Annotated in this window: 9 protein-coding genes; 5 read left to right on the top strand and 4 right to left on the bottom strand. The window is 63.5% G+C overall.

The annotated features are described in order from the left end of the window. Nucleotides 1-245 precede the first annotated feature (245 nt). Nucleotides 246-3,182: a DUF1508 domain-containing protein gene (locus C483_RS04340; protein WP_006652137.1), complete on the top strand. Its 2,937-nt coding sequence runs from the start codon at nucleotides 246-248 to the stop codon at nucleotides 3,180-3,182. Between the two features lie 90 nt (nucleotides 3,183-3,272). After that, nucleotides 3,273-4,049: a 4-phosphopantoate--beta-alanine ligase gene (locus C483_RS04335; RefSeq protein WP_049912423.1), complete on the top strand. Its 777-nt coding sequence runs from the start codon at nucleotides 3,273-3,275 to the stop codon at nucleotides 4,047-4,049. Between the two features lie 218 nt (nucleotides 4,050-4,267). Here C483_RS04335 and C483_RS04330 read toward each other — a convergent pair whose 3' ends face one another. Next, nucleotides 4,268-4,918 (bottom strand): hypothetical protein, encoded by a 651-nt coding sequence (locus C483_RS04330; RefSeq protein WP_006652135.1) that lies wholly within the window; start codon nucleotides 4,916-4,918, stop codon nucleotides 4,268-4,270. Nucleotides 4,919-5,162: 244 nt separating this feature from the next. On the opposite strand from C483_RS04330, the gene C483_RS04325 reads away from it, so the two are divergent. From C483_RS04325 to C483_RS04315, 3 genes are all read left to right on the top strand, one after another. After that, on the top strand, nucleotides 5,163-6,440 hold the full coding sequence (locus tag C483_RS04325) for a DUF7344 domain-containing protein (RefSeq protein WP_006652134.1): 1,278 nt from the start codon (nucleotides 5,163-5,165) through the stop codon (nucleotides 6,438-6,440). Between the two features lie 109 nt (nucleotides 6,441-6,549). Then, a complete protein-coding gene (locus tag C483_RS04320) occupies nucleotides 6,550-7,530 on the top strand; it encodes a tyrosine--tRNA ligase (protein ID WP_006652133.1) in 981 nt (326 codons plus the stop codon). Nucleotides 7,531-7,742: 212 nt separating this feature from the next. Continuing rightward, the gene (locus C483_RS04315) at nucleotides 7,743-8,690 is read left to right on the top strand and encodes a biotin--[acetyl-CoA-carboxylase] ligase (RefSeq protein ID WP_006652132.1); all 948 of its coding nucleotides are present in this window, start codon (nucleotides 7,743-7,745) and stop codon (nucleotides 8,688-8,690) included. Between the two features lie 36 nt (nucleotides 8,691-8,726). Here C483_RS04315 and C483_RS04310 read toward each other — a convergent pair whose 3' ends face one another. The 3 genes from C483_RS04310 to C483_RS04300 form a co-directional block, all read right to left on the bottom strand. Next, entirely contained in the window at nucleotides 8,727-9,203 is a 477-nt protein-coding gene (locus C483_RS04310; RefSeq protein ID WP_006652131.1) for a universal stress protein, read from the bottom strand. Between the two features lie 85 nt (nucleotides 9,204-9,288). Further along, nucleotides 9,289-10,332, bottom strand: coding sequence for an amidohydrolase family protein (locus C483_RS04305; protein WP_006652130.1), 1,044 nt, complete (start codon nucleotides 10,330-10,332; stop codon nucleotides 9,289-9,291). 104 nt (nucleotides 10,333-10,436) lie between these two features. Next, the gene (locus tag C483_RS04300; protein ID WP_006652129.1) at nucleotides 10,437-11,669 is read right to left on the bottom strand and encodes an HD domain-containing protein; all 1,233 of its coding nucleotides are present in this window, start codon (nucleotides 11,667-11,669) and stop codon (nucleotides 10,437-10,439) included. Between the last annotated feature and the right edge of the window lie 27 nt (nucleotides 11,670-11,696).

The following is an 11,696-nucleotide window of genomic DNA, read 5'->3' as shown; positions in this document are numbered from 1 at the left end:
TTTGGGTACCAAGACAGTCACAACACAGATATGTTCGATAACAAGGGTGGCTGGTATCGCTTCAAGCAGTCCATTCGTTTCAGAGACGTCCGTTTAGCCGCCACTCCCGGCCGATCACCACACCGGTTCTAAAAATCAAAGTTGAAACCGTTGTCGGCCTTCTAAACAAATTCTTACATATCTGCCTGTTGCCAGGTGGCCGGAGGTTTATTATGGTGGGTTGCAGTTCTCCGCTCACATTTCGAATGTCTTCACCAAGTGACGTTCACCACAAACTGTACCGGCTGTACGAACGCTACGTCGGGGAACCCGACTCGACGAAGGACGTTTACGGCTACTGGCTGTTTATTGTCGGTTACGTTATCGCCGCAGCCGCCGTGTTTACGTTCGTCGTCGGCTATGCGGGTGACGCAGACACGTACGGACTGATCAGAATGTCTGGCGTCATCGCCGGGACAGGACTTGCACTCTGTCTGTTCGGGATCGTTCTCATGCTTCCAGTTCGGAAACGGGGGATTCAGGTGAGTGCGCTGGGACTGCTGATTTCGTTTGGCGGCGTTGCGTTCTTCGCGTGGGCGTATCCGTACAACTGGCGAGAGCTCGGCACGGACTACAGCGTCCACGTCATCCTCGTCTACACGATCGGTGTCGGCATTATCGCGGGTGTCACCGCACTAGTCCCCGTCCTGACTGGTCGGAAGGGGATGTTCGTCGAAGAGGAGGGCGACACGGAAGATCCACCGATTCTCACCGGCGACGCGCTGGAGGGTGCCCAGTTCGCCGTCTTCCGTGACGAGAACGGCGACTGGAAGTGGAACGTCCTCCACCTCGAAGCGCTGGCGACGAGCAACGAGAGCGCTGTGACCCGGCCGAAGGCGACCGAGGGCATAGAGCGTGTCCAGTCGCAGATCAGTTCTGCCGGACTGATGGAACTCACCACGTCCGCGTTCCGGCTCTACGAGGATAGAGACGGAAGCTGGCAATGGACGCTCGCACGGGACGACGGCAGCGTCGTCGGCACCTGTGCTGGCGAGTTTAGCGAGCGCGATGGTGCAGAGGAGTCCGTGAGCTTCCTCAAGGATCGCGGACCGACGGCCGACGTGATCGAAATCGACGGTGCAGCGTTCACGTACGCCGAAGAACGCGACCAGTGGCACTGGCAACTGGTCGACGACGAGCGGATGCCGCTGGCCTCGGGCGCAGACGGCCACGGCACGCAGGAGAACGCCGAGACGGCCGCACGGACGTTCGCCGAGCGATTCGACCAGGCACGCGTGCTCGACCTCGAACACGTCGGTGCCGAACTCTACGAGCGGACAGGCGACAACGGCGCACACGGCTGGTCGTGGCGCTTCGTCGACAATCAGGATTCGCCGCTCGCCGCCGCAACCGATGCGTACGACGCCCGGCGGGACGCAGAGGAAGCTGCGGACGCACTGCTTTCGGAACTCGGGACTGCGTCGGTGACGGTTGCCGGCGAACCGACCTACGAACGCTATCAGACCGGCGAACAGTGGCGCTGGCGGCTCATCGACGAGTCCGAACACGTCGCTGCCCAGAGTCCGAGCGACACCGAGACGGAGGCTGACGCAACTCACGAAACCGATACGTTTGGAGAGCACGCCCGCGACGCCGACGTCGTCGAGATCGAGGACGCGGAGTACGAGGTCTACCCGACCGACAGCGAGGAACTGACCTACGACGAGGGCGACGCCCTGCCTGCAACGTCCGACGAGCAGCAGATGGTTTCGACCGACGGCGGGACGGCGACTGCGGACAGCGACGGCGGTGCGGGCGGCGCAGACGACGGTCGCTCCTGGCACTGGCGGCTCGTCACCGAAGACCGCGACGTCATCGCCGGAAGCACCGAACCCCACTACGACGCCGAGACGGCGACCGAAGCGATCCAGCGCGTTCGCGAGCAGGCGAGCGAAGCCGAACTCATCGAGTTCGAGGAGGCCGCCTTCCAGGTCTACGAGGCCGACGACGGCGAGTGGCGCTGGCGGCTCATCGACGAGGACGGCAACGTCCTCGCAGACAGCGGCGCAGAACACACCTCCCGCGGCGAGGCCGCAGAAGCGATGATGACGCTCAAAGAGCAGGCACCGGACGCCGAACTGCTCGAGATCGAGACCGCCGCCTTCGAACTCTTCGTCAACGAGGACGACGAGTGGGGCTGGCGGCTCATCGACGAAGCCGGTCAGCTCGTCGCCGAAGATCCGTCGACGCACCCCACCCGCGGTGCCGCACGCAAGGCGATGAACCGGCTCCTCGAACATCTCGACTCCGACGTGCGCACGATGGACGAGGCGATCTTCCAGCCGTACGCAGCGGACGACTGGCACTGGCGGTTCGTCCTCCCGACCGGCGAAACGGTCGCCGTCGCCGGCGACACCTACGCGACCCGCGACGAACTCGTCGACGCTATCCCTGCCGTTCGCGACGCAGCCGAAACCGCACAGGACTACACGATCGGCACCGTCACGATCCAGCTCTACCGCAGCGGCGACTGGAGCTACCGACTCCTCGACCGTGATCGCGAGGAGATCGCCGACGCAACCGACACCTACGCGGAACGCGACGCCGCACTCGAGATCGTCGAGGATCTCAAGGCACACGCCGACGATGCACCGATCTTCACGATCGAGGACGCCGCGATCCGCGTCACCGATGACGAGGAAGGCTGGAGCTGGGACCTCGTCGACCGCGAGCGCACCGTCCTCGCAAGCGCCGTCGACACCGCAGCGAGCCGCGAGGAACTCCACGAGGAGATCGAAACCGTCCGCCAGCTCGCACCGATGGCCGGCCGCGTCGACTTCGACGTCGCCTCGTTCGAACTCGTCGCCGACGAGGACGAGCGCTGGCAGTGGCGGCTCATCGACGAGGACGGCCGCACAGTCGCCACCGGCTCCGAATCACACGAGTCGAGCGAGGCCGCTCGCGAGGCACTCGAGAACGTCCGCGAACTGATCGACGCAGCGAGCATCCTCGAGATCGACAGCGTCTCGTTCGAACTCCACACTGCGGAGGACGAAGACGGCTGGGTCTGGCGGCTCGTCGACGAGTACGGCTCGACGATGGCCCAGAGCACGCAGGTCTACGAGTCCCGGACGAACGCCCGCGAGGCGATGAACAACGTGAAAGCCGAAGCACCAGAGGGCTGGATCACGTTCACGGAGTAATTGCGCTGTAGCACGGCGTCGAACGACTGATTCCGACGCCGTTTTTTGCAGATCGGTCTCCTTTTTATCGACGCACTCGAGTACTCGATCGTGAGCGAGTACGACACCGTCTCGGCAGATGTTCAACACGAGGAGGAGATTCCGGAGGATCATCCCAGATATCAGGATCTGATTACCCGCCACCGGATCGAGAACGGTGTCGAGAAGGGGATTACGCACTTGCAGGGGATGCACGCGGAGGGACGTGGCAGCGCGTTCGATTACCTGCTGGGTGAGGAGACGATTCCGAGCGCCGACGCGGCAGAGCGGGCGGCGGCGGCCCACCTGCTGCTCGCCGAAAAGCCAGTATTATCGATCAACGGGAACGTCGCCGCGCTCGTGCCTGGGGAGATGGTCGAGCTGGCCGAGGCGGTGGACGCCGATCTCGAGGTGAACCTCTTCAACCGGACGCCGGAGCGAATCGAGGCGATCGCCGACCATCTGCGAGAGCACGGTGCCGAGGACGTGAAGGGGCTGACTGCGGACGCTCGTATTCCGAACCTCGACCACCAGCGGGCGAAGGTCGACGCCGACGGCATTTATGCGGCGGACGTAGTCGTCGTCCCGCTCGAAGATGGCGACCGTGCAGAAGCTCTCCAGGAGATGGAGAAAACCGAGATCGTGATCGACCTGAACCCGCTCTCGCGCTCGCCACAGGTCGCCGAGGTTCCGATCGTCGACAACATCATCCGAGCGGTGCCGAACATGACGGCACACGCCGAGGAGCTTGCGACGGCGAGCGAGGACGAACTGGTAGCGATTATCGAGGAGTTCGACCGCGAGCACGCGCTGGCGGCGGCTGAGGAACGGATCCGAAACGGTGTCTAGACGGGAGTACGAGCCTTGATTTGTCGTGGTCCCTGTTCTCGTTTTCGAGTTATTGCAGCACCCATCGTTCGGTCTCACTCAGCGGAGGCAACGCCACCGAGAGAGGCGGACCTGCCAGGGCGTCACGAGTGCCATCCCGAGGCAACTCAGGGGGAGGAGTCAGAGCAGGCTGCTCACCGCCACTTCAGGCCGGAGAGACAACAGAACAACAGAACACGCTACTGATCGACGATCCGCGGCGAGACGCCGTCACGTTCCTCGTCCCGTTCGATCGTCAGTGATCCGTCACCGCCGACGAGCGGCAACCGCGACCTGACACCGGCCACCGCCTCCTCGAGTTGGTAGTACGACAGCGAGAAATACTCGCTCGCCTGGCGGGCCGGCGAGTCGTCGATCTCGAACTCGATGCCGCGACCCTCGAGTTCCTCGCCTGCGTAGTTCGTGAGCCAGCGGCGGGCGAGGGTGACGCCCTTCTCGGCGTCGTAGCCGTGCGTGGCGTAGTGTTTGTACGGATGGCGGATCCACGAGCACTCCCAGTGAGCGTAGACATCGACGCCGGCCTCGTTCTCGAGTTCGTGCAGGACGACGTGGACCTGATAGGACGAGAGCGGTGAGGGTCGCCAGACCCACGACCCCTCGGAGGTGTTACCGTCGGCGCGCACCTTCAGCGCCGCGATTGGATTACGCGAGAAGCCGAGCGAGGAGAGGACCTCCTCGATGGTCTCCTCGGAGCAGTGGGCGGTGAGCGCGTACTCGTCGGCAGAGGTGTGGCTGACCGCGTAGCCGTCGAAACTGCCCTGTAACAGGTAGTGTATCTGCGGGACGAAACTGCGGCGAACGGCGTTGACGAAGTCCTCTGTGTACCCCATATAGGTGCAAAATCACGCGCTCGAAGGGGATGAGTGTTCGGCAGGCACCCGTCGCCAGCAGGGACTCGTTCCCCGCAAAATCCATCGCTGATAGCGTCGCTGATAGGTATCCGTTCTCCAAAGACCTGTTGCGGACAGAAATCTGTCACAGAGACGGTTGTACTAACTCGAGTCATGCCAGATGGACAGTCAGGGTTGCCGCCTGCTCAAGGATTTTTTGCCGTTGCAAACAGAACAGTTGTCGATGGACTATGGTCTCGGAACAACAAACGGCGATGACAGTCCGTTGGCTTCGCTCTTCTCCGCGCTCGCTCGCGAACCTCGTCGACACCTTCTCGGTGTGCTGTACGAACACGATTCAGCATCGCTGTCTCTCACAGACTGTGCGACACGAATCGCGTCCAGAGAAGCAGGGTTACCGCGCCCGAACGTCTCGGACGACACCGTCGAACAAACGCTGGTCTCGCTGTATCACGTGCATCTCCCAGTTCTGGCCGATGCCGGCCTGATCGAGTACGACATCGCTGATGCTGGCGACCACAGCGACATTGCACTTACATCCCACCGCGCATATCGCGATTCTGCGATCATCGACGTGATCGAATCGTCGGAGACGGCACGGGACTCGTCGCTCGATGCGCTGTTCGATGCACTCAGTGACCCTCGACGGCGTCGCGTTCTTGCGTGTCTCAACCACTCGTTCCAGGCGATTCACCTCGAAACGCTCGCACGCGACGTTGTGAGGAAAGAACTGATCGAAGCAGAGACGGCGGCAGAGGCAAAGACAGAGGTAGAGACAGAAGCAGAGGCAGAGACAGAGACAGAACCAGACGGCGACACCGACACCATTCTCAAACACCTTCGCCACACCCACATCCCATCTCTTTCGGAGGCCGGACTGATCGATTTCGACCCTGAAACAGAGACAGCCGCCTACAACGGCCATCCGAATCTCTGTGTCTCCTGGCTGCACTCGGTACTCAACCAGGACTTTCGAACCCACCTGTCGACTGACCCGCCAGTCACGGACTGGCCACTCACCATCGACCTGCCGACATCATCTACTGTCCAAGTAATCGACGGTCGTGACGGCATCGTGGCGTATAGCCAGTCGCTCCTCGAGCGAGCTGAGGAGGAACTGTTCTCGGTCTTCACCTCGCCGCGGCTACTCGAGTCCGGCTGCTTCGCGCGCGTTATGGACGCCTCCCGCCGTGGGGTCGATGTCTATCTCGGGACGACTGATCCGGTCGTCCGGGAACTCGTCCGAGAGAACGCGCCGGCAATTTCCCTCTGGGAACCGACCGACGAATGGCTGACGCTCTCCGTCCAGGACGAGACTGTCGGTCGCCTTCTGTTCGCCGACCGCGAATCGCTCGTGTTCGGAACGCTTCGCGAACAGCGAGACGACCACCGCTATGCGGAAACGGCGCTAGTCGGCGATAGACCGGCCGCCGAACAGTTGCTGGGACCGCACCTCGACCGGATCGATCAGAAAGTGCAGGACCTCGAGTCCGCCTCGTGATCGGACCGGCCGCCGTTGAATCTCGATCCTCATGACTCACGACCCGTCCGCTATGCGAACATCGTTCAAGAACGCATAAGCCTGTTCGTTGATTCAGGTGAGACAAGCCATGGAGACGTACGATCTGATCACGCGAAACGCCGAGGAAGTCGTGACCGACGAGGAGGTGCGCGAGCTCGCCGACGAGCCGGACGGAACGCGCGCCTACGTCGGCTACGAGCCCTCGGGCGTGCTCCACCTCGGGCACCTGCTCACCGCGAACAAACTCATCGACCTCCAGGAGGCGGGCATGGAGGTCGTCGTCCTCCTCGCGGACGTCCACGCCTACCTGAACGGGAAGGGGTCCTTCGAGGAGATCCGCGAGACCGCAGAACAGATGAAAGCCCAGTTCGTCGCCTACGGACTCGACGAGGACAACACCGAGTTCGTCTACGGCTCCGAGTTCCAGCTCGACGAGGAGTACACCCTCGACCTGCACGAACTCGAGTTGGCGACGACGCTCAATCGCGCCCAGCGCGCGATGGCCGAGATTCAGGGCGGCGAGACCGCGAAGGTGAGCCACGTCGTCTACCCGCTGATGCAGACGCTCGACATCGAGTACCTCGACCTCGATCTGGCCGTCGGCGGCCTGGACCAGCGCAAGGTCCACATGCTCGCCCGCGAGGAACTCCCAGAGCTGGGCTACGACGTACGACCGGCACTGCACACGCCCATCGTCGCCGATCTTACCAGCGGCGAGGGCAAGATGTCCTCGAGTGAGGGCGTCACCATTTCGATGGAAGACTCTACAGAGGAACTCGAGGAGAAAGTCAACTCGGCGTTCTGCCCGCCGACGCGTGATCCCGAGGGTGACCTCGAGAATCCCGTGCTCGAACTGTTCGAGTACCACGTCTTCCCGCGCTTCGACGAAATCGTCGTCGAGCGCCCCGAGGAGTACGGCGGCGATCTGACCTACGAGGACTACGAGACGCTGGCGGCTGATCTCGAGTCCGGCGATCTTCATCCAGCCGACGCGAAGGGGACGCTCGCGACGTACCTCGACGAACTCATCGCGCCGGGTCGCGAGAAGCTGCGCGAGATTCGGGACTGATACTGCCGACAGAACTATTCGAAGATCGGGCGCACTACTGTGGCCGTCCCCGAAGGTGACGGCCACGACTTCGCGACCGACTTCTCGCTGATTTCTGTTCGGCAGTATGAACAGCGGCGGACGGAGCGAGACGGCTCGCCCTGCTCTCTCCCTCGTTCCAATTCGAATCCTAATCCTGCTGATTAAAGTGCAAGCGCGACCCGCGTTCGCGCATGAACGAGACGCGACGCGCAATTCTCGACGCGATTGCTGACGGCCCCGTCTCCGGTCCCGAGCTTGCGGACTCGCTGTCCGTCTCGCGGGCTGCCGTCTGGAAACACGTCGACGCGCTCCGTGAGGCTGGCTTCGAAATCGAGAGCAATTCGTCGGGGTACGAACTCGTCTCGGCGGACGCCTACAGCGGTCCCGCAGTCGAGTTCGGCCTCGAGGCCCCCTTCACTGTCGAGTACCACGACGCAGTCGGGAGTACGAACGCAGTAGCGCGTGAGCGCGCGATCGACGGCGCAACCGACGTGGTCGTCCTCGCAGACGAACAAACCGGCGGTCGCGGCCGACTCGAGCGTGAGTGGTCCTCGCCCGCGGGTGGCGTCTGGCTGAGTATCGTGACGCGCCCGGCGATCACACCGGCGCGCGCGCCACTCTACACGCTCGCTGCCGCCGTCGCGACGACCCACGCAGCGCGCGAGGCAGGTGTCGACGCACGTATCAAGTGGCCAAACGACGTGGTCGTTCCCGTCGACGAGGACGGCGCGTACCGAAAGCTCGCGGGGATCCTCACCGAGATGGAGGGCGAAACCGACCGCGTCGAGTGGCTCACCGTCGGTATCGGCGTCAACGCCAACCTCGATGCAGACGGCTTGCCCGAGGGTGCCACGACGATCCGCGACGAAGCAGGCGAGGACGTCAACCGGCGCGTGTTCGTCCAGCGGCTACTCGAGGAGTTCGACGCTGCGCGGGCCGACCTCGACGGCGTTGTCCCGGCCTGGCGTGACCTCGCGCTCACGCTCGGTCAGCGCGTCCGTGTCGACCGATCATCGGGGGAACTCGTCGGTGAGGCAGTCGATATTACGGATTCCGGCGCGCTCGTCGTCGAATCAGACGAGTCAGGAGAACGAGACACGGTCGCTGCTGGCGACTGCGAGCATCTACGACCGGTTTGAGAACGTCGCTGCGTCGTCTCGCGACTGGCTCTGTCACTATTCTACTGCAACCTGCGACTCACCAGGCTGCTCTGGTACCTCCGGTGGATCGACCTGCACCGTCAGCACCGGTACCGGTGCCTGCCGAACCACGCGTTCGGTCACACTGCCGAGAAGCAATCGGTCGATCCCACCTCGTCCGTGGGTTCCCATCACAACCAGATCACACGTCGACGGCCTCGCTTCCTCGACGATCACCCGACTCGGCGACCCCTCGAGTATCGCCGTTTCGACCTCGATATCGTCCGGCGCGAGTTCCCTGACCCGCTCGACCGCCGCCTCACCCTCGTCGCGCAACGCGTTGCTAATCCCATCCCAGGCAGTCTCCATCGGCAACCCCCCGTACCCGCTGACGTTCACGACGTACAGCGCCCTGATCGTCGCATCGTGGGCGCGCGCCAGGTCGAACGCGTACTCGAGTGCGCGTTCGCCCTCGGCGGAGCCGTCCGTCGGAACGAGGATACAGTCGTACATTGTGCTATGATAGTATATGGCATGGCTGCTATAAGAACGTTTTCGTGAAAATCGTGACCCTCAATCCGTCTGAAGTCGGGATAGGTTACTCTGCGGAGGGCGTCGTATCCGTGCTGACCTCGCGTACGTCGTCGACGCCGGCCCGTCGCACGACGGCGCGGACGAGGTCCTGTGCTCCCTGGAGGTTGGCGGAGTCGCCATCCAGGACCTGCAGGCGTGCCTCTCGACCGGGTTCGATCACGCCGTAGTCGAGGCCGGCGATCTCGGCTCCGTTGATCGTCGCCATCCGCAGAATTTCGGTCGCGGAGAGGTCGGAGAGCTTGGCGAGGAACGCCATTTCGCGGAACATCGACGGCGAGTTCAACATGACGTTGTCGGTGCCGAGCGCGAGCGTCGTCCGCTCGGCGAGTGCAGTGTATGGAGAGAGTCCGACGCCAGTAACCAGATTCGAGCGCGGACAGACGGCGATCGGCACGTTCTGTTCGTCGATCCGGTCGAGATGGTCCGGTTCGGGGTGGACCATGTGAACGAGGAAATCGGGCTCCAGATCGAGCGCTGGATCGATGTCGCTCGCGTCGACCTCTCCCGCGTGGATGCCAAAGGGTTTGTCCGCCTCACGAGTCGCCGTCCGCTCCTCGCCGAACTCGGCGTCGTTGGCACCGCTCGCGCCGAAGCCGTCCCCGGCGTGCATTGCGTCGATGGAGCCGCGAGCGAACGCGAGCGCGTCGACGGCTCCATCTGCGGCAGTGGCTGCCTCTCGGAGCATCTCCACGCCCGCTACGTCTCCCTCGCGGAAATCGAGACAGGCCGCGGTCCCGCTTCGGTGCATGAACTCGAGTGAGGTGGTCATCGCGGCGACGAGTTCCTCGCGCGAGGCGGCCCGGAGCAGGCGGTGTTTCAGGCCGTCGGGTGGAGCGACGAGTTCCTCGAGCGAGAGACCGCCACCGGCCTCCTTGGCGATGGAGTCGCCGATGTGGGTGTGGGCGTTGACGAACGCCGGGAGGATGATATCAGTGGAGTCGACGGATTCCTCCTCGATAGCCTCGATTCGCCCCTGTTCGTCGATGATGAGTCGCCCCTCGACGGGAGTGAACTCGCGGCCGCAAAGAATCGTGCCCGTTCGTTCCATACGCGTGTGTTCGTGGGCAGTTCCATCAACGGTTCGTTCGATTCCGGTTGAACGGTTCGTTCGGCTCCGGACTGGCAGAGAGCAGTGCTGGGTCGGTTTCGGTTCTACTCCGCGAACTGATCCAGCGTCGTATCCAGCCCATCTCGAACTTCACTGACCAGCGCGCCGTCGATATCGAGTCCCAGTACGTCGACCGCGGCGTGGCCGACCCGCTCTTGCAGTTCCGGCGGCGAATAGACGCCAAGCCGCCACTGAGAGTACTGCGCCGCTCGCAGCGCCTCGACCAGCGGGGACTGCTGCTCGAGTCGGCGAATGTCCCCGTTCACCATCACGCGCGAGGACGACTCGGTCATCGACGGCCGGCTCGGCACGTCGAGGATGACGCTCGACGGATCCACGTCCGCTCGTACAGCGATATCCTGTTCGAACTCGCGGATCGCCTCGTGTTCGGCCTCGATGACGCCACCCGGCACGTCGTCGATTTCGGCCCAGACAGCCCGCTTGAACAGGTCCCGCTGGTCGTAGCGCCGAGAGAATTCCTGTGTCGCCTCACACGAGCGCAGCGCGACGATCAGGTCGTAGTCGTCCATCCGCTGCAACGTTGCCGCGTCGACGTCAGCCTCGGGGGACTCGAGTAGCCGCTCGCTGGCCCGCCGGAGCATCGCCTTGCTGATCCGGGCGACGCTGTGGCTGTAGACGGTCGGATTCATCAGCGCGCGGGCGACGAGTAGGCTCTCGGCGGCCTGGACGTTGCCCTCGTCGAGGACGAGTTCGTCGTCGACGAAGACGAGTTCACGGATCAGCCGGCCGTGGTCGATGGTGCCGTAGGGGACGCCGGTGTGGTGGGCGTCGCGGACGAGGTAGTCCATCCGGTCGACGTCGAGTTCGCCGGAGACGAGCTGGCCGAAGCGGCCGTCGCCGGCGACGAGGTCAGCGACGGCGTCGGGGTCGATGTCGTGCTCGCGCAGGACGTCGCCGACCTCGCCGTCCGCGAGGAGGGTGTGGACGTCGTCGTGATAGCGACCAGTCCGGCGGTGAGTCAGGGACTCGAGGTTGTGGCTGAACGGGCCGTGACCGACGTCGTGCAGCATGGCTGCGGCCTGGACGCGGTCCGCTTGCTTTCCCTCAACGCCGAGGTGGTCGAGGGCTTCACAGGCGATGTGGTAGACGCCGAGGCTGTGTTCGAAGCGGGTGTGGTTCGCGGAGGGGTAGACGAGTGAGACGGTTCCCAGTTGCGCGATCCGCCGCAGTCGCTGGACGGCGGGGGTGTCGACGAGATCTCGGGCGACGCCGTCCACGGAGATGTGGTCGTGGACGCTGTCCTTGATGATCTTCATACCCGCCGTTGCGGCGCTATCGTAGAA

The organism is Natrialba hulunbeirensis JCM 10989 (assembly GCF_000337575.1).
Taxonomy (GTDB): Archaea; Halobacteriota; Halobacteria; order Halobacteriales; family Natrialbaceae; genus Natrialba; species Natrialba hulunbeirensis.
The sequence above is the reverse complement of the archived record's forward strand: the minus strand, read 5'-3'. Positions and strand labels throughout refer to the sequence as shown.

Bases quoted from the DNA above. Each gene is read 5' to 3' on its own strand.
- C483_RS04325 (WP_006652134.1), top strand. From the start codon at position 5,163: ATGGACTATGGTCTCGGAACAACAAACGGCGATGACAGTCCGTTGGCT.
- C483_RS04300 (WP_006652129.1), bottom strand. From the start codon at position 11,669: ATGAAGATCATCAAGGACAGCGTCCACGACCACATCTCCGTGGACGGC.
- C483_RS04320 (WP_006652133.1), top strand. From the start codon at position 6,550: ATGGAGACGTACGATCTGATCACGCGAAACGCCGAGGAAGTCGTGACC.
- C483_RS04315 (WP_006652132.1), top strand. From the start codon at position 7,743: ATGAACGAGACGCGACGCGCAATTCTCGACGCGATTGCTGACGGCCCC.
- C483_RS04330 (WP_006652135.1), bottom strand. From the start codon at position 4,918: ATGGGGTACACAGAGGACTTCGTCAACGCCGTTCGCCGCAGTTTCGTC.
- C483_RS04305 (WP_006652130.1), bottom strand. From the start codon at position 10,332: ATGGAACGAACGGGCACGATTCTTTGCGGCCGCGAGTTCACTCCCGTC.
- C483_RS04340 (WP_006652137.1), top strand. From the start codon at position 246: ATGTCTTCACCAAGTGACGTTCACCACAAACTGTACCGGCTGTACGAA.
- C483_RS04310 (WP_006652131.1), bottom strand. From the start codon at position 9,203: ATGTACGACTGTATCCTCGTTCCGACGGACGGCTCCGCCGAGGGCGAA.